The sequence below is a fragment of the Gemmatimonadales bacterium genome (assembly GCA_036279355.1).
Lineage (GTDB): Bacteria > Gemmatimonadota > Gemmatimonadetes > Gemmatimonadales > GWC2-71-9 > DASQPE01.
This window is the reverse complement of sequence record DASUJH010000060.1, coordinates 25,342-44,461: the sequence shown is the minus strand read 5'-3', so window position 1 is coordinate 44,461 and position 19,120 is coordinate 25,342. Positions and strand designations below refer to the sequence as shown.

General features: G+C 70.2%; 18 protein-coding genes and 1 riboswitch. Of the genes, 9 read left to right on the top strand and 9 right to left on the bottom strand.

The window, feature by feature from the left end:
* Positions 1-95 precede the first annotated feature (95 nt).
* Genes VFW66_14650 through ppk1 form a run of 7 tightly spaced genes read left to right on the top strand, consistent with a single transcriptional unit; the run spans position 96 to position 8,626 of the window.
* A complete protein-coding gene (locus VFW66_14650; protein ID HEX5387940.1) occupies positions 96-1,037 on the top strand; it encodes a DUF4349 domain-containing protein in 942 nt (313 codons plus the stop codon).
* Entirely contained in the window at positions 1,027-1,743 is a 717-nt protein-coding gene (bshB1, locus tag VFW66_14645) for a bacillithiol biosynthesis deacetylase BshB1 (protein HEX5387939.1), read from the top strand. The genes VFW66_14650 and bshB1 overlap by 11 nt, the downstream gene beginning before the upstream one ends.
* Before the next feature lie 31 nt (positions 1,744-1,774).
* Complete coding sequence (locus tag VFW66_14640; protein HEX5387938.1) at positions 1,775-2,971, top strand: cysteine desulfurase family protein; 1,197 nt, start codon at positions 1,775-1,777, stop codon at positions 2,969-2,971.
* The gene (gene mnmA / locus VFW66_14635) at positions 2,968-4,026 is read left to right on the top strand and encodes a tRNA 2-thiouridine(34) synthase MnmA (GenBank protein HEX5387937.1); all 1,059 of its coding nucleotides are present in this window, start codon (positions 2,968-2,970) and stop codon (positions 4,024-4,026) included. Before VFW66_14640 ends, mnmA begins: the two co-directional genes overlap by 4 nt.
* Positions 4,023-6,134 (top strand): S9 family peptidase, encoded by a 2,112-nt coding sequence (locus tag VFW66_14630; GenBank protein ID HEX5387936.1) that lies wholly within the window; start codon positions 4,023-4,025, stop codon positions 6,132-6,134. The genes mnmA and VFW66_14630 overlap by 4 nt, the downstream gene beginning before the upstream one ends.
* A complete protein-coding gene (locus tag VFW66_14625) occupies positions 6,134-6,499 on the top strand; it encodes a phage holin family protein (GenBank protein ID HEX5387935.1) in 366 nt (121 codons plus the stop codon). Before VFW66_14630 ends, VFW66_14625 begins: the two co-directional genes overlap by 1 nt.
* 9 nt (positions 6,500-6,508) lie before the next feature.
* A complete protein-coding gene (gene ppk1, locus VFW66_14620) occupies positions 6,509-8,626 on the top strand; it encodes a polyphosphate kinase 1 (GenBank protein ID HEX5387934.1) in 2,118 nt (705 codons plus the stop codon).
* 218 nt (positions 8,627-8,844) lie between these two features.
* On the opposite strand, the gene VFW66_14615 is transcribed toward ppk1, so the two are convergent.
* Complete coding sequence (locus VFW66_14615) at positions 8,845-10,518, bottom strand: HD domain-containing phosphohydrolase (GenBank protein ID HEX5387933.1); 1,674 nt, start codon at positions 10,516-10,518, stop codon at positions 8,845-8,847.
* Between the two features lie 371 nt (positions 10,519-10,889).
* Positions 10,890-10,974: riboswitch (cyclic di-GMP riboswitch) on the top strand.
* 103 nt (positions 10,975-11,077) lie between these two features.
* On the opposite strand from VFW66_14615, the gene VFW66_14610 reads away from it, so the two are divergent.
* On the top strand, positions 11,078-11,653 hold the full coding sequence (locus tag VFW66_14610; GenBank protein HEX5387932.1) for a hypothetical protein: 576 nt from the start codon (positions 11,078-11,080) through the stop codon (positions 11,651-11,653).
* Positions 11,654-11,712: 59 nt separating this feature from the next.
* A complete protein-coding gene (locus tag VFW66_14605; protein ID HEX5387931.1) occupies positions 11,713-12,753 on the top strand; it encodes a tetratricopeptide repeat protein in 1,041 nt (346 codons plus the stop codon).
* A gap of 15 nt (positions 12,754-12,768) precedes the next feature.
* Here the strand turns inward: VFW66_14605 and VFW66_14600 are convergent, their stop codons facing one another.
* The 8 genes from VFW66_14600 to recR all read right to left on the bottom strand — a co-directional run bounded on the left by VFW66_14600 (position 12,769) and on the right by recR (position 19,118).
* Positions 12,769-13,896: a J domain-containing protein gene (locus VFW66_14600; GenBank protein ID HEX5387930.1), complete on the bottom strand. Its 1,128-nt coding sequence runs from the start codon at positions 13,894-13,896 to the stop codon at positions 12,769-12,771.
* 2 nt (positions 13,897-13,898) lie between these two features.
* Positions 13,899-14,636 carry a nucleotide exchange factor GrpE gene (locus VFW66_14595; protein ID HEX5387929.1) on the bottom strand — a complete coding sequence of 246 codons (738 nt, stop codon included), beginning with the start codon at positions 14,634-14,636 and terminating at the stop codon, positions 13,899-13,901.
* Positions 14,637-15,127: 491 nt separating this feature from the next.
* Positions 15,128-16,408: a CinA family nicotinamide mononucleotide deamidase-related protein gene (locus VFW66_14590; GenBank protein ID HEX5387928.1), complete on the bottom strand. Its 1,281-nt coding sequence runs from the start codon at positions 16,406-16,408 to the stop codon at positions 15,128-15,130.
* Positions 16,409-16,429: 21 nt separating this feature from the next.
* Entirely contained in the window at positions 16,430-17,062 is a 633-nt protein-coding gene (pgsA, locus tag VFW66_14585; GenBank protein HEX5387927.1) for a CDP-diacylglycerol--glycerol-3-phosphate 3-phosphatidyltransferase, read from the bottom strand.
* Positions 17,063-17,071: 9 nt separating this feature from the next.
* A complete protein-coding gene (locus tag VFW66_14580) occupies positions 17,072-17,746 on the bottom strand; it encodes a GTPase domain-containing protein (protein ID HEX5387926.1) in 675 nt (224 codons plus the stop codon).
* A gap of 15 nt (positions 17,747-17,761) precedes the next feature.
* Positions 17,762-18,262, bottom strand: a complete 501-nt coding sequence (locus tag VFW66_14575) for a roadblock/LC7 domain-containing protein (GenBank protein ID HEX5387925.1) — start codon at positions 18,260-18,262, stop codon at positions 17,762-17,764.
* Positions 18,259-18,528: a hypothetical protein gene (locus tag VFW66_14570; protein HEX5387924.1), complete on the bottom strand. Its 270-nt coding sequence runs from the start codon at positions 18,526-18,528 to the stop codon at positions 18,259-18,261. The genes VFW66_14575 and VFW66_14570 overlap by 4 nt, the downstream gene beginning before the upstream one ends.
* A complete protein-coding gene (recR, locus tag VFW66_14565; GenBank protein ID HEX5387923.1) occupies positions 18,528-19,118 on the bottom strand; it encodes a recombination mediator RecR in 591 nt (196 codons plus the stop codon). The genes VFW66_14570 and recR overlap by 1 nt, the downstream gene beginning before the upstream one ends.
* Positions 19,119-19,120: the final 2 nt, after the last annotated feature.

Below are 19,120 nucleotides of genomic sequence, written 5' to 3'. Positions count from 1 at the left end.
CGCGGCGGCCCGGCCTGCGGCGCCCGTGCGTGCGGGCGCCATGTGCACGGCGCGGCACCCCGCGCATCTCCCCCGGACTCCAACCCTGAGGGCATATGCGCATCATCCGTTGCGCCGTGCGCGCGTCCGCGCTCGCGGCCGTGCTCATCGCATGTCAGCGTCCGGCCGCAGTCCGGAATTCGAAGGATCAGCCGGCGCGGAACGTCGCCGGCGAGGCGAAAGTGATGGATGAGGCCGCCCGCCGCGCCGTCGCGTCACCTGCGGAGCTCAGCCAAAGCACTGCGCAGGCGGCCGACGCGCTCGGAGCTGCGGCCCGGGCCGGCCGCGGCGACGACCTCCCGCCCGGCGCAGATCCGTCCACGTCCGCCATGGTCATCCGCACCGGCAACGCGAGCGTCGAGGTGGACTCGATCGAGCCCGCCGTCACGGCGCTCCGCGACATCGCGCTGCGCGTGGGCGGCTACGTCGGCAACACCGCCATCCAAGCCGGCCGCGATCAGAGCCGCTCCGCGACGCTCGAGCTCAGGGTGCCGTCCGCCCGCTTTGACGACGTGGTGGCCGGCCTCCGCCCCATCGGCCGGGTCGAGTACGTCAACGTCTCGGCCGAGGACGTGGGCGAGGAGTTCGTCGACGTGACGGCGCGCGAGACCAACGCGCGGAAGCTGGAGGAGCGGCTCATCGATCTCCTCGCCACCCGCACCGGCAAGCTCTCCGACGTCCTTCAGGTGGAGCGCGAGCTGGCGCGGGTGCGGGAGGAGATCGAGCGGTACGACGGCCGGCTCCGCTACCTTCGCGCGCGGAGCGTGGTGAGCACGCTGAGCGTCTCGCTGCACGAGCCGCGGCCCATCGTGGCAGCGGGAGAGAACCCGATCGAGGAAGCGCTCCGCACCGCGTGGCGGAATCTCGTGGCGCTTACCGCGGGGGCGATCGCGCTCACCGGCTACCTCATTCCGCTGGCGATTCTCGGCGCCGCGGCGATATTCCTCCTGCGCCGCTCCATGGGCGCCTACCGACGGAGGTTGTCCGATGCCCGTTGACGTGCTCGCCATCGCCGCGCACCGCGACGATGTGGAGCTCACCTGTGGCGGGACCCTGCTCCGCGCCAGGGACCAGGGTCACACCACCGGCATCCTCGATCTCACGGCCGGCGAAACGGGCACGCGCGGGAGCGCGGAGCTCCGCGCCAGGGAGGCGGAAGCCGCGGCGCGGGTGCTTGGCGTGGCGGAGCGGCGGAACGCGGGTCTGCCCGACGCGCACCTTGCCAACACCGACGATGCCCGACGCATGGTGGTGGAGCAGATCCGCCACTTCGCGCCGCGGCTCGTGATCCTGCCCTTCGCCATGGCGCGCCACCCGGATCACCGGGTGGCCGCCGAGCTGGGCCGCGACGCCTGCTTCCTCGCGGGGCTCACGCGCTACGAGGCCGGCGGCACGCCGCACCGGCCGCACAAGATTCTGCACGCGCTCGCCTACCGCGAGGATCCGGTCAAGCCGACGTTCGTGGTGGACATCAGCGCCCAGTTCGACCGCAAGCTCGAGGCGATCCGCTGCTACGCGAGCCAGTTCGACGGCGCGCGCGCCGCGGGTGAGATCTTTCCCACGGGACAGGATTTCTACTCGCTCATCGCCACCCAGAACGCGCACTACGGCTCGCTCGTGCGTTGCCGCTATGGCGAGCCATTCTTCACCCACGAGACCGTGCTGGTGGATGACGTCGTGGCGCTCGGCGTGCAGAGCATGTGAGCCGGGGCGGCGGCTGCGCTATCTTTCCGCCATGCCTTCCGCCGTCTATCTCGACCACGCCGCGACGACGCCGGTCCGCCCCGAAGCGCGGGACGCCATGCTCCCGTACTTGGGCGCGGAGGCGTTCGGCAACCCGTCGAGCCCGCACCGCTTCGGGCGCGCGGCGCGCGCGGGGCTGGAGCAGGCGCGGCGGCAGGTGGCCGCGGCCGTCGGGGCGGAGCCGGCGCAGGTGCTCTTCACCTCGGGCGGCACCGAGGCCGACAATCTCGCCGTCCTCGGCTTGGCGCTCGCGATGCGGCACCGGGGCGAGCTGGCGCACGTCGCCACACCCGGCACGGAGCACAAGGCGGTGCTGGCGGCGGCGCACGCGGTGGCGGTGTTTGACGGGCGCGAGACCCTGCTGCCGGTGGGGCGCGACGGGCTGCTCGACCTCGCGGCGCTCGATGAGGCGCTCGCCGCGCCCGCCGCCGAGCGGCCGACGCTCGTGTCGGTGATGTGGGTCAACAACGAGACCGGGGTCGTGCAGCCCATCGGGGAAATCGCCCGCCGCTGCCGGGCTGCGGGCGTACGCTTTCACACCGACGCGGTGCAGGCGTTCGGCAATCGCGCGCTCGGCTTTCGTGAGCTCGATTGCGATCTGCTGAGCGTCTCGGCACACAAGATCGGCGGGCCGAAGGGTGTCGGCGCATTGGTGGCGCGCGAGCCCAAGCTGCTGGAGCCGCTCATCCACGGCGGGGGCCAGCAGGGCGGCGTCCGGCCGGGCACTGAAAACATCGCGGGCGCGGTGGGCTTCGGCGCAGCGGCCGAGCTGGCGGCGCGGGAGCGGCCGGCGCACGTGGCGCGGCTCGCGGCGCTCCGGGCTCGATTGCGCGACGCACTTGTCGCCGCCGTGCCGGACGCCAGCGTGACGGTCGATGGCGATGCGTCGCGCGACATGCAGGCCCCCCATATTCTCAGCCTCTGCGTCCCCGGCGCCGACAGTGAGGCGCTGCTCATGCACATGGACCTGGCCGGCGTCGCCGTCTCCAGCGGCTCCGCCTGCACCACCGGCGCGGTCGAGCCGTCGCACGTGCTCACGGCCATGGGCGTGCCGCGCGAGCTGGCGATCGGCGCCATCCGATTCAGCCTGGGCCGCGCCACGACCGATGCGGACGTCAACAGCGCGGCGGCTGTGTTCCCCGAGGTCGTCGCCAAGGTGCGCGCGCTCGCCGGAGTGCTGGGGCGATGAGCGCGCGGGTGCTGGTCGCGATGTCGGGCGGCGTGGACAGCTCGGTGGCCGCGGCGCGGCTCGTGGAGCAGGGCTACGACGTGATCGGCGCCACGATGAAGCTCTTCTGCTACGGCGACGCCGTCCCCGATCGCCCCTGCTGCTCGCTCGACTCGATCACCGACGCGCGCGACGTAGCCCACGCGCTCGGCATTCCGCACTACGTCCTCAACCTCGAGGACCGCTTCAGCCGGCACGTGATCGAGAACTTCGTGAGCGAGTACAGCCGGGGCCGGACGCCGATTCCGTGCGTCCGGTGCAACTCGTTCACCAAGTTCCGCGACCTGCTGGCCCACGCCGACGCGCTCGGCTGCGACGCGATTGCCACCGGGCACTATGCCGTCGCTCGTGACGCCGCGCTCTATCGCGGCCGCGACGCCGCCAAGGACCAGAGCTACTTCCTCTGGGGCATCGACCGCGCTGTCGTCGCGCGGATGCTGACGCCGGTCGGCGAGCTGACCAAGACCGAAACGCGCGCCTATGCCCGGCGCCTGGGTCTCACCACTGCGAACAAGGAGGAGTCGGTGGAGATCTGCTTCGTGCCGGACGACGACTACGCCGCGGTACTCGAGCGTCACCTGCCGCCCGGCGCCCCCGCGCTCGCGCCGGGCGCGTTCGTCACCACCGCGGGCGAAGTCGTGGGCGAGCACCGCGGGTTCGCGCGCTACACGGTGGGCCAGCGCAAGGGCGTGCCCGGTGGCGGCCGCGAGGCCCGATACGTAGTCGAGATCCGCCCCGGCGCGCGCGAGGTCGTCCTCGGCACGGCCGGCGACCTGCTGGGCCGGCGCGTGCGGCTCGACGAGGTGAACTGGCTCGCCGATCCGCTCGGCGCGGACGACCGGTGTGAGGTGCAGCTCCGCTACCGCGCGCGCGCGGTGCCGGCCACGGTAATCTCCGCGGGCGACGGCACGATGGGGCTGGCGCTCGCCGAGCCGGTGCGCGCCATCGCGCCGGGGCAGTCGGGCGTCTTGTACGGGGATGGCGGGCGGGTGCTGGGCGGCGGGGTGATCGCGTGAGACGGCGCGGAGGCGCCGCGCTCCAGGCGGTCGCGCCGCTTGCGGCCGTCTTCTTCGTGTTCGCGCCCATCACTGCGCGGGCTCAGTCGCCGGCCCCGGCCCGGCACCCCGTGACGGTGGAGGATTTCCTTTCGCTCCACGTGGTGAGCGACCCGCAGCTCTCGCCGGACGGCAAGAGCGTCGCGTTCACCATCACCACCCCATCTCTGGAGCAGAACAAGAACGTCGGACGCATCTGGCTCGTCGGAGCGGACGGCGCCAACGCGCGCGAAGCGACGAACATCCAGGGCAGCGAGCACGCACCGCGCTGGTCGCCCGACGGGCGCGTTCTCGCGTTCCTCGCGAAGGGCGACAGTAACGACCAGGTCTGGCGGATGCCGGCACCGGGCGGCACTCCCACCCGCGTCACCGCCGTGCCCACCGGCATCTCCGATTTCTACTGGAGCCCCGACGGCCGAGCGCTCTACGTCGTCACCGACCTCAAGTGGCCTGCGCACCAGGAAATCGACGCGCGGAACGACGGCCAGCCCACCGACGCGCGCATCTGGACCGATCTCTTCTATCGCCACTGGACCGACTGGCGCGCGGGCCTGCGCCAGCACGTGCTCCGCGTGCCGCTCGCCGAGAGCGGCGACACGGCGGGGCCCCCCGTGGACGTCACGCCACTCGATCGCGACGTGCCGACGCTCGCGCTGGGCGGCGCGGACGTGGCCTTCTCGCCTTCGGGCGACGAGATGGCCGTCGTCTATAATCCGGACTCCGTCGTCGCCACGAGCACCAACAACGACATCTTCGTCATGGCGCCCGACGGCAGCGGACGCCATGCGATCACGACGAGCCACGCTAACGACCACAGCCCCACGTTTTCGCCCGACGGCCGCACCATCGCGTACCTCGCGATGCGCACGCCGGGGTTCGAGGCTGACCGGCAGGAGATCGTTCTGTACGATCGTGCGAGCGGCCGCCGCCGCTCGCTCACGCCAAGCTGGATGCTGAGCCCGTCCACTCTCACCTGGACGCCCGATGGCCATGCACTCATGGTCGAGGTCGAGGAGCGGGGGACGAATGTGCTGTACCGCATCGACGTGCCGAGCGGGCGGCGCACCCGCCTCGTCGCGGGCGGCGTCAACACGTCTCTGCAGTTGGCACCGGCCGGCGGGGGGATGGTCTTCCTGCGCCAGAGCGGCAACCGCCCAGCCGAGCTCTGGCACGCCGCGCTCGACGGGAGCGGCGCCGCGCCGCTCACTCACGTCAACGACTCGGCGCTCGCGGCACTCGATCTCCCACCTGTCGAGCCGTTCGGCTTCGTCGGCGCTCATGGCGATTCGGTATTCGGCTGGACAATGAAGCCGCCGGGGTTCGACCGTTCGAAGCGTTACCCGCTCATCTACCTCATCCATGGCGGCCCGCAGGGCGCCTGGCTCGACGAGTGGCACGCGCGGTGGAACTACGCGATGTTCGCCGCGCGCGGCTACGTGATCGCGGCCGTCAATTTCCACGGCTCGACCGGCTACGGCCAGCGCTTCACCAACAGCATTTCGCGCCACTGGGGTGGCGCGCCCTACACCGATCTCATGAAGGGCCTCGACGTCGTGGCGGCCCTGCCCTACGTCGATCGCAACCGGATGGGCGCGGCCGGCGCCTCCTACGGCGGCTACATGATCTACTGGCTCGCCGGCCACACCGACCGCTTCAAGGCGCTGGTGGCGCACGACGGGGTGTTTAACACCCGCTCCATGTTCGGCTCGACCGAGGAGCTGTGGTTCCCCACCCACGAGTTCGGCGGCACGCCGCTCTCCCCCTCGGCGCGAGCCTTGCTGGAGCGCTGGTCGCCCTCCAACTTCATCGATCGCTGGAGCACGCCGATGCTCATCGTGCACAGCCAGCAGGACTTCCGGGTGGACGTGTCGGAGGGCTACCAGGCCTTTACCGCGCTCGAGCTGCGCCACGTGCCGGGCAAGTTCCTCTACTTTCCCGACGAGGGGCACTGGGTGGTGAAGCCGCGCAACCGCCGCCTCTGGTGGGGCACCGTGCTCGACTGGCTCGATACCTATCTCGCGCCAGCCTCCGCCACCTCCGCAGCGCCCTCGGTGGCGCGCCCCCGCTGATGCGCCATCTCATCATCCGGCTGCTCATCAACGCCGCGGCGCTGCTCGTCGCCGTCTATCTCATTCCGGGCGTGCACTTCACCGGCGGGTTCGGACGGCTGCTCATCGTGGCGGCGGTATTCGGCATCATCAACGCCCTCGTGCGCCCGATCCTCACCGTGCTGAGCTGCCCGCTCATCGTGATCACCCTCGGCCTCTTCATGCTGGTGATCAACGCCGTGCTGCTCATCCTGACTGCCTGGCTCTCCACGTTCTGGCATCTGGGCTTCAGCGTGGACGGCTTCTGGCCCGCGCTCTGGGGCGGGCTCGTAATCGGGATCGTGAGCACCGTGCTGACGCTCTTCGTGGGCGGGCGAAAGCCGTAGGGCGGCAAGGTGACCTCGCTCTCCGAAGTTCCGGCGACCGCGGCAGCGCCGCCCGACCTTCGCCACCCGTCGCTCTACCTCAACCGCGAGCTGTCCTGGCTCGAGTTCAACCGCCGGGTGCTGCACGAGGCGCAGGACCCCCGCACCCCGCTCCTCGAGCGGCTCAAGTTCCTGGGCATCTTCAGCAGCAACCTGGACGAGTTCTTCCAGGTGCGCGTCGCGGGCCTGAAGCAGCAGCTCGCGGTCGGAATCGGCGAGCGCACGGCCGACGGCATGACGCCGGAAGACCAGCTCCGCGCCATCTCGACCACGGTGCGCGAGCTGTGCAGGCAGCACCGGATCTGCCTGATGCAGGAGGTGCTCCCGGCGCTCGCGGCGCACGGCGTGCACCTCACGCTGAGGGTGGCGGATCTCCCCGCGGCCGATCGCGCGCACCTCGACCGCTACTTCGAGACCAACGTCTTTCCGGTGCTGACGCCGCTCGCGGTGGACCCCGGGCACCCGTTCCCCTACATCTCGAACCTGAGCCTTTCGCTTGCGGTGGCCCTCCGCGGCGCCGACGGCGAGGAGCGCTTTGCCCGCGTCAAGGTGCCCAAGATCCTGCCGCGCTGGGTGCCGCTCACAGCGCCGCACAGCTTCGTGCCGCTGGAACAGGTGATCGGCGCCAATCTCGAGATGCTCTTTCCCGGCATCGAGATCCTCGGCTGGTACACCTTCCGCATCACCCGCGATACCGATCTCCAGATCGAGAACGACGACGAGGCCGAGGACCTGCTGAGCCTGATCCAGGAGGAGGTGCGGAACCGCCGGTTCGCCGAGGTGGTGCGGATCGAGGTGCACGCGTCGATGCCGGCATCGCTCCGCGAGCTGTTGCTGGCCGAGTTCAGCGAGGACCAGGAGCAGCCGGCGGCACCGCTCACGAGTGACGACGTGTACGAGGTGCTGGGCCTGCTGGACACCGCCGACCTCTTGAGCCTCACCTCGCTCGACCTGCCCGCGCTCAAGGACCCGCCGTTCCACCCGGGCACGCAGCCGCGCCTCGCGGGCCCGCGCAGCATCTTCGAGGTGATCCGCGAAGGCGACGTCCTCCTGCACCACCCGTATGACAGCTTCGCCACCTCCGTGGAGCGCTTCATCCAGGCGGCCACCGAGGACCCGGACGTCGTCGCCATCAAGCTGACGCTCTACCGAACCGGCGGCGATTCGAGCATCGCGCGGATGCTGGCGCAGGCCGCCGAGCGGGGCAAGCAGGTGGCGGTGCTGATCGAGCTGCAGGCGCGGTTCGACGAGGAGAACAACATCACCTGGGCCCAGCGGCTGGAAGACGTGGGCGTGCACGTGAGCTATGGGGTGCCGGGGCTCAAGACCCACGCCAAGGTGATGCTGGTGGTGCGCCGCGAAGGCGACGCGATGCGCCGCTACGTGCACATCGGCACCGGCAACTACAACCCCAAGACGGCTCGGCTCTACACCGACTTCGGCCTGCTCACCGACAACGCCGAGCTGGGTGCCGATCTCACAGATCTTTTCAATGTGCTCACCGGATTCGCGCAGCCGGCGGCCTACCGCAAGCTCATCGTCGCGCCGCGTGGCATGCGCGAGTTCTTCCTCGAGATGATCCGGCGGGAGATCCGCCACCGCGAGGCGGGGCGGCCCGCATGGATCTTCGCCAAGCTCAACGCGCTGGTCGATCCGGACTTGATCGCGGCGCTTTACGAGGCGTCGCGGGCCGGGGTCGCGGTCGATCTCATCGTCCGCGGCATCTGCTGCCTCCGGCCGGGGCTCGCCGGGGTGAGCGACAACATTCGCGTGATCAGCATCGTGGGCCGCTTCCTGGAGCACTCGCGCGCGTACTACTTCCTGAACGGCGGCGACGCCGAGGTCTACATCGGCTCGGCCGACTGGATGCCCCGCAACTTCGAGCGGCGGATCGAATGCGTGGTGCCGATCGACTCGCCGGCCCACCGCGCCACGATCCTGAGTCTGCTCGAGCTCATGTGGAAGGACAACCGGCAGGCGTGGGAGCTCGGGGCGGACGGGGTGTACCTGCAGCGCCAGCCGCGCAATGCCGAGGGCGAGCGATCCACGCACCGCGTGCTGGCTGAGGGCACACGCAGCCAGCTGTAGCCGCGCGACCGCTCATCGCCGCTGCGGAACCGTCCCGACCCTCAGCTCGTTTACCCGGGACCAAACTGCGGCCCCAGCCGCGTCGCACTCCCGGAGGCGCCAACGGTGGGTCAGGCCGCGAACTTCGAACGTGACGGAGCTGGCCTGGGCAGGTGCAGGAAGTGCCCGAGACCCATGGCATCGGCGTGCTGCCGGCGTAGCTCGAGCGGCGGTCCCGTCTACGCCGCGGCACCCTGGCGCTGCCCGTCCGCGCCAGGGTGGCCGATCGCCCGCTCGAACGCCGCGAACACGTCCGGCCGCCACCAGTGCCCGCTCTCCCGCATCCGCCCGAGCGCTTCCTCCTTCGACATCGCCGCGCGATAGCTGCGCGTCGTGGTGAGCGCGTCGTACACGTCCACCACGCAGATGACCTGCGCGCCGAGCGGAATTGCGTCGCCCACGAGCCCGTCGGGATAGCCGCTGCCATCGTATTTCTCGTGGTGCGAGCGGATGATCGGCTTGATGTCCCACGGAAACTCGATGTCGGCGACAAGCTCGAGCCCCCACTCCGGGTGCTTCTTCATTACCCCGAACTCTACGTCCGTCAACCGGCCCGGCTTGTTCAGGATCTCGTGCGGGATGCGCACCTTCCCGAGGTCGTGCAGGTAGGCGCCGAGCCGGATCGTGGTCACCACCCCGTCGTCGAGCCCGAGCGCGCCGGCCACCGCCGCGCCGTAGTCCGCCACCCGCTCGCAGTGGCCGTGGGTGTAGGTGTCCGCCGACTCGATCGACCGGCCCCACTCGCGCACCACGGCGAGATAGGTCGCCTCCAGCCGGTCCATCTTGGACGCGACGTCAACCAGGTCCGCCCGCGCGTCGAGTCGCCGGAAAAGCTTATGCGATGCGCTGAGCAGCCGCAGCGCGTCCTGGTTCCGGCCGGTGGACTGAGAGAGAATGGCCAGCTCGCGGGTGGCCTCCGCCTCGCTCAGGACACCGCCGGTGCTTGCGGCCAACTCCACTGCCGTCTTGAGGCGCGCCTCCGCGAGCGCCGTGCGGCCCACCTCGCGGAACACGACGCCTATAACCTTGTAGGCGTCCGCCTTGTCGAGATGCGCGTGCAGCTCGTCGAAGGCAGTCAGCGCGCCTTCCGCGTACCTGAGCGCCTGCTCCATCCGCCCGCGGGCGACGTGCACCTCCGCGTGGTTCAGCAGGCAGAGGCCGCGGAGATGCGCGTCCTTCACCTCCTCGGCAATCCGGCGGCTCTGCCGGAAGTAGGAGTCGGCCTCGTCCCACCGATGTCGATCGGCGCTGATCATGCCCAGGTTGTGATAGATCACCGCACAACTGCGCTGATCGTCGCCACCCTGCGCCGCCTCGAGCGCGCGGTGATAGTGCGCCAGCGCGTCGGTGTAATTGCCGCGGATGTTGGCCAGAATGCCGAGGTTCTGCTCGATTGCCACGCGGACCGCGGCGATGTCGCGGGCGAGCACCAGCGCCCGCCGGTAGGTCTCTTCCGCCGACTCGATGGCGCCCGCCTCGAGGTCGAAGCTTGCGAGCGCGTTCAGCGCCTCCGCGCCGAGGCGCGCGTCGGCCAGGCGGCGAGTGGCGATGTCGAAGCTGCGCTGGCACAGCTCGCGGGCGGGCGCCGTGTCGCCGCTCCGATGCCGAACGACCGCCAGCCGGCGCAATGCCTCTGCGAAGACCGCATCTTCTCCGCTCTCCTCAGCCATTTCCACGGCCGCAGTGAACCCGGCGATCGCCTCGGCCGTGGCCCCCTCCCGGTCGCGCTGCAAGGCCGCGCGGAGCGTCGCCTCGGCGGGCGAGCGCTCGAAGATTGGTCGTGGCGCCCCCGGCGCGAGCGCCCGGGGCGCCCCGGAACCGTTCGCGCCGTTCGATCGCATCGAATGGGTCACGTCGGATAGCATTCCGCGGGATGGACGAGACGACGCGAGGCAATCGCCATACCCGGCCGGCCGCGCCGCTGCCGGATGCACAGCGCCCGGACCGCCGCGCGAGCGGGTCCGCCGAGGCCGCCCGCTGCAATCAGTTGCGCGGAGGAAATGCAATCCGTTAGCGGATTGCAGGAGCTGGCCCAGCCGGGCATCCGCGCAAGGCGTGGCGCACTTCGGAGCGGGCAGGGGCTAACGCCTTCTCCCACTCGCGTGTGCGCTGCGTCGGTCGCCGCCGCTGCGCTGCCATCGGTTGCGCTTCGTACCCCGGCACATCCGTTGCGACGGGCGAGCGCGCCGGGCAACCTGCCGGCGCACCAACAAAAAAACCGACTGCCCGATAAGAGCACACCCGGAGCGATCCGGGGCCGCAAAACCAGGGGTCTCATCAGAGGACCGGTGAGATAGCTCGGTGCCGAAGGTGGTCCGCGACGCGTCGAGCGCGTCTGGGAGTCGGTCAATGGGTGCGGCGTCCGCCGAATGGCGGATGGCCCGCAGTTTCGACCATCTCCCGGAGGGCTTGATGCGCGTCCTCGCTGGCGCCGCCTTTACCGCAGCGCTCCTCGCCACCGTCGCTACCGGCTGTTCGGACGGCGGCATTACCGGCCCCTCCGCTCCGCCGCCCGCGCCATCGGAAAATCTGATCGGCACCGCGATCTCGACGGTGAGCTCCACTGCGGGTGCGTTGACCTCAACGGTCGGCGCTACGCTCGATCTGCTCACCTGTAGCCCGCAGTCGTACGCAAAGGCGACCGAGAGCATCGGCCCCGCGGGCGGCAGCATTTCGGTAAGCGGCCATAAGCTCGTCGTGCCGAGAGGCGCGCTCTCGCGCACGGTCACCATCACGATGGAGACCCCGTCGAGCCGGGTGCGAAGCGTCCGCTTCTCGCCTGAAGGGCTCCGCTTCAAGGCCTCGGCCAAGCCGACGCTCACCATGAGCTACTCCGGCTGCCTCCTGCCGCACGGCGCGTTGCTCGGCATCGACTATGTGAGCGAGTCGCTGAATCTGCTCGAGACGCTCAAGTCCACGGTCGACCTCCGGCAGAAGACCGTCAGCGCGGGCATCGGCCACTTCAGCCGCTACGCCATTCACTATTGATCGTCATCCGTGACTGCCGGACCGGAGTGGAAAGGCTCACGTGAAACCGGGAGGCGCGGATGGCGATCGCCAGCAATCCGGGCGACGATACCGACGAGAGGAGTGCCGAGCGGTGCCTCGACGAGGGCCGCCGGCACGACCTCGCGGGACGTATGGACAAAGCGGTCGAGTGTTACGCCGCGGCGATTGACTCGGCGGCCGGCGGGCCCTCCTCCCGCGTGCGGGCCGAGGCCTTCCGCAGGCTCGGCGTGCTGCACCATCGGAAGGCGGAACCGGAAGCGGCCCGCGAATGCTGCCGCCGGAGCCTGGACGCGGCGGTGGCGGCGGAGCTGCCGGACCTGGCGGCGGAGGCGCTCAATGCGCTCGGCGGGTTCGCGTTCGAGCACGGAAAGCTCGCGGAGGCACGGGCCAGCTTCGTCCGCGCGCTGGAGCTCGCCGCCGGGGATGTTTCCGTGATCGGCAAGGTCGAGGAGAACCTCGGCATCATCGACAGCGCCCAGGGCCACTGGGAGTCCGCGCTCATGCATTACGGCCGCGCACTCGACGCCTGCGAGCGCGCGCATGACACCCGCGGCTGCGCGATCGCGTATCACAACCTCGGCATGCTCCACGCGGATCAGCGCCAGTGGCAGCAGGCCGACGCGCACTACCGCGACTGTCAGCGGCTCGCCCAGGCCGTGGCCGATGTGCACCTCACCGCGCTCGCGGCCCTCAACCGGGCCGAGGTGCAGGCCGCGCTCGGGCAGTACGCGGGCGCGCGGACGCTGGTAGAGCGCGCGCTGCGCGCCTTCACGCGCCTCGGGGCCCGGCGCGACCTGGCCGGGGCGCACCGGCTTGCAGGCGTGGTCAGCCGCGCGCTCGACCAGCCGACGCTGGCCGAGTCGCACCTGCGCTCGGCGGTGGAAGTGGCGCGGGCGGCGGACTGTCCGCTGGCCGAGGCGGACGCATGGCGAGACCTCGCCGAGCTGTATCGCGAGCGAGGTCGTGTGAAAGAGGCGCAGAGTTTTCTGTTGGAGGCCCGCAGGACCTACCAGATGCTGGGGGCGCAGCACGAGGTGGCGGACATGGACGAACGAATGCTTGCCTGCCAGGTCGCGTGATGTAGAGGGATGGCGCTAGTGCGCCATCCCCGTCGCGTCCGCGAACTTCTTCATCATCTCCTGCTGCTCGGCGGTGAGCGTCTCGGGCAGCGTCACCTTGATCTCCACGAGCTGATCGCCGCGGCGGCCTTTCCCTTCGACCCCTTGGCCCTTGATGCGGAAACGCCGCCCGGGCTGGGTGCCGGGCGGGATCCGCAGCATCACCTTCTTGCCGTCGAGCGTGCGCACGCGGAGCCGGGTACCGAGCACCGCCTGCGCCAGGTTGATCGGCACCTCGCAGACGATGTCGAGCCCCTCGCGGGTGAAGAAGCGATCGGGCTGCACCTGGAAGGTGATGATGAGATCGCCGGCGGGAGCGCCCGCGCGACCGGGTGAGCCCTGGCCCGTGAGCCGCACGCGGGTACCGGTCTCGGTGCCGGGCGGTACCGTGATCATGACGCGCCGCTCGGTGCGCACCTCGCCCGCGCCGTAGCAGGTGGGGCACGGCGTCGACGGGATCTTGCCGCGCCCGCGGCACTGCGGGCACGGACGATTCACGGCAAAGTTGCCTTGGCCGAACGAGATGGTGCCGCGTCCCTGACACTCGGGACAGGTGATGAGCGCGGCACCGGGTGCCGCCCCGCTCCCGTGACAGGTCGGGCACGGCTCGGTGACTGGAAGCGTCACCGGCACCTTGCCGCCGAGCATCGCCACGCGGAATGGCACCTCGAGCAGCGTCTCCAGGCTCTCGCCGCGCTCTTCTCGCCGTCCGCGCCCGAAGATTGACGAGAAGATGTCGCCCAGGCCGAAGCCGCCGAGGTCATTGATGTCGACCTCTTCGGCACCGAAGCCGCCGGGCGCACCCGTGCCCCCGAACCCGCCCGGGCCACCCGCGCGCGCACCGGCACCTGCGCCCGCCGGGCGCCGCGCGAATCCCTCGAACGCGCCGAGCTTCCGCATCTGGTCGTACTGCTTCCGCTTCTCGGCGTCCGAGAGCGTGGCGTGCGCCTCGGAAATCTCCTTGAAGCGCTCAGCCGCCTGCGGGTTGTTCGGGTTCGCGTCGGGGTGGTACTGCTTGGCGAGCCGGCGGTAGGCCTTCTTGATGTCCGCCTGACTCGCCGTGTCCGGCACGCCCAGCACCTGGTAGAAATCCTTTGCAGCCACGATCAGCCGGCGCCGTGGGTGGAATAGACCTGCACCCGCGCCGGTCTCACCAGCTGACCCTTGAAGCGATAGCCGTTCTGGAATGTCGCGCTCACCATGTGGTCCTGCGCAGGGCTGGGCGGCGGTACGGTCGAGACGGCCTCGTGCTCGCTCGGGTTGAAGGTTTCGCCGGCGGGATCGATACGCTCGACGCCGGCGGCCTCCAGCTCCTTGCGGAGCTTGCGGTCGACGAGCGTGAGCGCTTCGCGCAGTGCATCGGGCGGGGCGCTCGCGGAGTCGGCCACGATGCGGTCCAAGTCGTCGAGCACGTCGAGCAGACGGAGGACGAACGCGGCCTGGGCGCGGTCGCTCAACTCGCTCCGCTCGCGGGTGACGCGCTTCCGGTAGTTGTCGAACTCGGCGGCGAGGCGGAGCTGGCGGTCGCGCAACTCGGCGATTTCGCCCTCGAGTCGGCGGACGGCTTCGGCCTCAGGCTCGGCCGGGACGCCGGCGGCAGTGCCCGGGTCCGGCGCGTACTCGGCTGGCGGTTGTACGTCTTCCGGCCGAGCGCCGGCGGGACGCTGGCTCATGTCGGTCGAGGCGAGGTCGGCGCCGTCGGCGGCGCGACCACGCGAGGACGCGGGGTCCGCCATGCCGGCGGGGGTATGGATCGGCTCGTCGGGGCCGTTCGGGTCGCCGCCGGGGCCGCCCCTGCGGCCGCGGTCGCGGTTTTGGTCGGAGAATCGTTTGTCGTTCTTCACAGGCACATCCACCCATCCACGGGACAGGCGAAAGATAATGAGACGGGGAGAAAATCCGGTGCAGCGGCCATCTACCACACTGAACGCATTAGACGAGGGGCCGGCAGTAATGGAAAGAGGTGCACCATGCGCACGCTCGAGCTCGGGCTCCGAGCCTACACACGATACCTCACGCAGTTGCACGAGGTGGCCGGGCTGCGGCTCGTGCGGCCGGCGGTCTACGATTTCCGGGGGGAGCGGCAGGTGAGTGGCGCGGCGCGGCGGTCCGTCAGCGCGAGGCCGTGCCGGCGAGCGCGGCGGCGCCCGCAGCCGCGGTGCCGGCCGGCGCCGAGCCGGTGCGCGATGTGACAATAATCGCGAGCGCGATGAAGCTTCAGCCGACGGTTTGGGTTCCGACCGGGCGGGGGCTTCGCGCGTTGCGCGACGCGGATCCCGACAGGGTCGCACTTGCGTCAGAAGCCTAACCGGGAGTTGATCGATTTGGTCGGTAGTCACCGTAGGCGGCGCGCCGCGAGATACAGCGCCGCCTGCGCCGCTCGTGCCCGAATTTCCGCACGCGTTCCGACGAACAGCGCCCGCGTGGCGCTCGTCTCGATCGTGAACCGCGCCGGCGTGTTGACCCTTTCGCCGTGCGCCAGCGCGAACCACACCGTCCCCACCGGCTTCTCCGCGCTCCCGCCGCCCGGACCCGCGATGCCCGTCACCGCCACCGCGAGATCCACACCGAGCCGCCGCACCGCGCCCTCCGCCATGAGGCGCGCCACCTCCTCACTCACCGCGCCGTAGCGGCCGATCACCGCCTCCGGCACGTCGAGCAACGCGCTCTTGATCGCGTCGTCGTAGGAGATGACGCCGCCGACGAAGACGTCGGAGCTGCCCGGAATGTCCGTGAGCCTCGCACCCACGAGACCACCGGTGCACGACTCTGCCACCCCGATTCGCAGCCCCTGCGCTCGCGCCAGCTCGAGTACCACGGCAGCCAGGTCATCACCGCCCTCGCCGTAGGCGTGGCCGCCGGCGCGATCGCGCAGCAGGCCGACCGCCGCGCGGAGCCTGGCGTCGGCCTCGGCGACCGGGAGATTCCACGCGGTGACCCGGAGATCAACGCCCGGCCACCCCGGCAAGTACGCCAACGTGAGCGGCGCGATCGCGTCCTCGATCTCTCCCAGCCGTTCGGCCAGCGTCGACTCGGGGATCCCGGTCGTGCGAACGACGGCCGAGCGCACCGTTTGGCCACCCGCCCGCGCCGCGAGCCTCGGCCCCACTTCGTGCGCCAGTAGGTTCGCCATCTCGATCGGCACGCCGGGCAGCATGATCACGAGCCCGCGCGACCCGCCGCCGTCCAGCTCCCCTTCCATCCAGAGCCCCGGCGCCGTTCCCCACCGATTCGGCAGCACGAGGGCCCCGCGCGGCACCTCAGCCTGCACCCGGTTGGAGGCCACCGGCACCCGCCCGAACCGCGCAAAGCGCGCAACCAGCGCCTGCCACACCGCCTCGTCGAACTCGAGCGGCGCCCCGAACAACTCCGCCACGATCCGCTTGGTGATGTCGTCCCGCGTGGGGCCGAGCCCGCCGGTCGTAATCACCGCACCCGTACGCGCGAGTGCATCACGTACCGCATCCCGGATCTCATCGCCCCGATCCGCCACCGCCGTCCGCCGCACGATGCGGACGCCGGACTCGGAGAGCGTACGGGCGATCTCAGCCCCATTGGTGTCGAGGGTGAGGCCGAGGACGAGCTCGGTGCCGATGGTAAGAATTTCGAAATTCATGGGAGGAACACTACCGGGTGCCTATCGCCCTGAAAACAGCCCCCTGTTCCTGTACAGGTAGACCGCAAAGGAATAAACCGTGAGCAACGTCGCCACCGCGAGCGTCACCGCCACGAAGCCGCCGTGAAATTCATTCCAGTATTCCGCCCACCGGCTGTGCTCCCACCCGAGGGGCTTCCTTGCATCCCTGAACGCAAACCACGCGATCGTCGCCCCGATGAAGATGTTCTGGATGACGGTCTTGAGCTTGCCGGCGCCGCCGGCCGGGATTACGACGCCCCGCTGCTTGGCCCACCAGCGGAACCACGTCATCGCCAGCTCCCGGCCGATGAGCAGCAGGCACACCCAGAGCGGAATGCTGCCCCAGATCGGGATGTCGTAGAAGTCGTGCCGCTGGCGCGAGATCCAGTAAATCGGGATCAGCGTCGCGAAGAGGAGCAGCTTGTCGGCGATGGGATCGAGCAGGATGCCGAGGTTGGTCACCTGCTTGCGCGAGCGGGCGAGGCGGCCGTCGAAGACGTCGCTCACCGCGGCAATGATGAAGACGACGAGCGCAATGAGCTTCGGCCAGTAGCCCTCGATGAACGGCAACAGCGCGATGATCGGGGTGAAACAGATCCGGACGATCGTGATGATGTTGGGCAGGGTCCACATTCCCGCCACCTAGCCGAGTCCCTTCACCACGCTCTTGCTGATCGCCTTGAGGGTGTCGAACACCCCATCCCCGGTCAAGGCCACCGCCTCGAACCAGAGGGCGCGCTCCACCCATTGGCCATCCTGCTCGAAGACGAGCTGCTCACCGTCGTGATACGGATCGGGCGTCGTCCGCTGCCGCGCCGGCTCCGACACCGGCCAGCCCGGATTGAGCGCCGCCTGCAGCTCCGCGACGGGCGCCGCGTTGGGCAGGTCGCGCTTGTTGTACTGCACCGCGAACGGCAGCTTCGTCATGTCGTAGCCGTACTGCGCCATGTTCTCGTACAGGTTCTGCATCGATTCGATGTTGGCGTCCATCCGGTCGATCTGGCTGTCGGCCACGAACACGACGCCGTCCACCCCCTTGAGGATGAGCTTGCGCGACGCATTGTAGTAAACCTGCCCCGGCACGGTGTAGAGATGGAACTTGACCTTGAACCCTCGGATGGTCCCGAGGTCCACCGGCAGAAAATCGAAGAAGAGGGTGCGCTCGCTCTCGGTGGCGAGCGAGATCATCTTGCCGCGCGACGCGGGTGCCACCTTGTTGTACACGTGCTCCAGGTTCGTCGTCTTGCCGCCGAGCCCGGGGCCGTAGTACACCAGCTTGCAGTTGATCTCGCGTGAGGCGTAGTTGATCATCGACATGCGTCGGCGTCTCCCTCAGGCCCCGAAGAGTTTGTCGATCTCGCTTTCCGCCTCGCCCACGAATTCCGTCTCCATGCCGCGCCGCGGACCGCCGGCGCCATCCCGCTCGAACATCGCGGTGAAGATCCCGTCGAGCGCGCCCACCGCGTGCCGCGCCCGGAGCTTCACCAGCCCAAGCGTGGTGCGGGTGTCGAACAGCACCACCAGGATCACCCGGCGCGCCACATCGGCCAGGTACATCGACTCGCGCTCGCCCTGGTGGAAGAGCGTGCCGAACTCCTGCTCGCCCAGAAGCCGGGCGAGCTGGTCGTTGGCGCTGAAATCCGCCGCCGTGAGCGAGGCGAACGCCGTCGGATCGAACGCGGGGGGTTCGCCCACCGTGGCGACGAGCTGCCCGGACCGATCGACGACGAGCGCCGTGCGCGCGCCCGATTCCCTCAAGAATCCGGCAAGCACGGCGCGCATTTTTTCCGCGTCCGCTTCGCCGAACGACCAGCTCGCCGGAGCGCCGGTCAACGAATCGCGGCCTCCATGCGCCGCACGATCGCGTGCGCGCGCCGGCGGAGCACCGGATGGTGCTCCCACGCGACGTAATCGCGCAGCAGGCGGATGGTCTCGACGCCGTTCTGGCCCGCCAGGAACCCGAGCGCCGCGAGCCGGCGGAGCGGCCGCGCGCTGAAGAGATCGGCCCGGTGCCGCTCGAACCGGTGCTGCGCCGTGAACCAGCCGGCCACGAAGCCCGCCGCCGCCGCCCCCGCGAACACCCCCGTGCGCGAGCCCATCAGGTAAGCTCCTGCCGCGCCGAGAGCGCGTGGGCGAGGGTGATGCCATCCACGTATTCGAGGTCGCCGCCGACCGGCAGCCCGCGCGCGAGCCGGGTGACGCGGGGCCCGAGCCCCGCCAGCAGTTGCTGGATATAGGTGGCCGTCACTTCGCCCTCCATGGACGGATTGGTGGCGAGAATGACCTCGCGGACCCCCTCGTCCTGCACCCGGCGTACCAGCCGGTCGAGCCGGAGCGCTTCCGGGCCGACGCCGTCGAGCGGCGAGAGCCGGCCGCCCAACACGTGGTAGCGGCCGCGAAAATCGGTGGCGCGCTCGACCACGCCCACGGCCGAGGGTTCCTCCACCACACAGAGCAGCGTGGCATCGCGCCGCGGATCGCCGCAGATCGCACAGGGCTGCGCCTCGGTCGGATTGCCGCACTGCTCGCACGGCCGCACCTGCTCCGCCACCGCCGTGAGTGCGGCCGCGAGCTGCCCGGCCTGCCCGGGCGCATGCTGCAACAGATGGTACGTGAGGCGCTGCGCCGTCTTGCGGCCGATCCCCGGCAACTTTGCCAGCTCGGCGATCAGTTGCTCGATCGCCCCCACGT

Bases quoted from the DNA above. Each gene is read 5' to 3' on its own strand.
- VFW66_14650 (HEX5387940.1), top strand. From the start codon at position 96: ATGCGCATCATCCGTTGCGCCGTGCGCGCGTCCGCGCTCGCGGCCGTG.
- bshB1 (HEX5387939.1), top strand. From the start codon at position 1,027: ATGCCCGTTGACGTGCTCGCCATCGCCGCGCACCGCGACGATGTGGAG.
- VFW66_14640 (HEX5387938.1), top strand. From the start codon at position 1,775: ATGCCTTCCGCCGTCTATCTCGACCACGCCGCGACGACGCCGGTCCGC.
- mnmA (HEX5387937.1), top strand. From the start codon at position 2,968: ATGAGCGCGCGGGTGCTGGTCGCGATGTCGGGCGGCGTGGACAGCTCG.
- VFW66_14625 (HEX5387935.1), top strand. From the start codon at position 6,134: ATGCGCCATCTCATCATCCGGCTGCTCATCAACGCCGCGGCGCTGCTC.
- VFW66_14610 (HEX5387932.1), top strand. From the start codon at position 11,078: ATGCGCGTCCTCGCTGGCGCCGCCTTTACCGCAGCGCTCCTCGCCACC.
- VFW66_14605 (HEX5387931.1), top strand. From the start codon at position 11,713: ATGGCGATCGCCAGCAATCCGGGCGACGATACCGACGAGAGGAGTGCC.
- VFW66_14590 (HEX5387928.1), bottom strand. From the start codon at position 16,408: ATGAATTTCGAAATTCTTACCATCGGCACCGAGCTCGTCCTCGGCCTC.
- pgsA (HEX5387927.1), bottom strand. From the start codon at position 17,062: ATGTGGACCCTGCCCAACATCATCACGATCGTCCGGATCTGTTTCACC.
- VFW66_14580 (HEX5387926.1), bottom strand. From the start codon at position 17,746: ATGTCGATGATCAACTACGCCTCACGCGAGATCAACTGCAAGCTGGTG.
- VFW66_14570 (HEX5387924.1), bottom strand. From the start codon at position 18,528: ATGGGCTCGCGCACGGGGGTGTTCGCGGGGGCGGCGGCGGCGGGCTTC.